This is a genomic window from Mycobacterium sp. 852002-51163_SCH5372311 (genome assembly GCF_001667115.1).
GTDB lineage: Bacteria > Actinomycetota > Actinomycetes > Mycobacteriales > Mycobacteriaceae > Mycobacterium.
The window spans coordinates 1-758 of sequence record NZ_LZIJ01000026.1; the positions used below are offsets into that span (position 1 = coordinate 1).

Sequence of the window (758 nt, forward strand, 5' to 3'; positions counted from 1 at the left end):
CATGACACCGACACCGACCGGATCGTGGCCCTCAAGTTGTTGCCGGCGAATCTGTCGGAGGACGACGACTTTCAGGGCCGATTCCGCCGCGAAGCCCACGCGGCGGCGCGGTTGAACAGCCCGCACGTCATCCCGATCCATCACTACGGCGAAATCGACGGCCGCCTGTATGTCGACATGCGCCTGGTCGAGGGCCGCGACCTGCAGACCCTGCTGGCTGACGGGCCGTTGGAACCCGCGCGCGCGGTACACATCATCGGCCAGGTCGCTGAAGCTCTGCACGCCGCCCACGAGGTGGGTCTGCTGCACCGCGACATCAAACCCTCCAACATCCTGCTCGACCGCAACGACTTCGCCTACCTGATCGACTTCGGCATCGCCCGCGTCCTGGAAGAGACGCGAATGACCAAGTCCGGCCATATGATTGGCACCTTTCAGTACATCGCACCCGAGCGGTTAGATAACAGAACAGAAGATGCCCGCGCCGACATCTACTCGCTGGCCTGCGTGCTATTTGAAAGCCTGACCGGACACCCGCCCTTCGAGGAAGACACGATGGCGCGCCTGGTCGCCGCACACCTGAGTACCCCCCCGCCGCGACCCTCGACCACCCAACCCAATGTGCCTCCCGCTGTCGACGAGGTCATCGCGACCGGCATGGCCAAAGACCCCGACCAGCGATACGCGACCACAGTGGAGTTTGCCGATGCCGCCCGCGACGCGATCACCGAGCCCATTCAGCGACCGGCAGCGAAGCC

At 64.6% G+C, this 758-nt stretch carries 1 protein-coding gene; it reads left to right on the forward strand.

Annotated features, from left to right (window positions below; genetic code table 11):
- A partial coding sequence (locus A5791_RS27615; protein WP_156660976.1) for a serine/threonine-protein kinase occupies nt 1–758 on the forward strand: 758 nt, incomplete at both ends.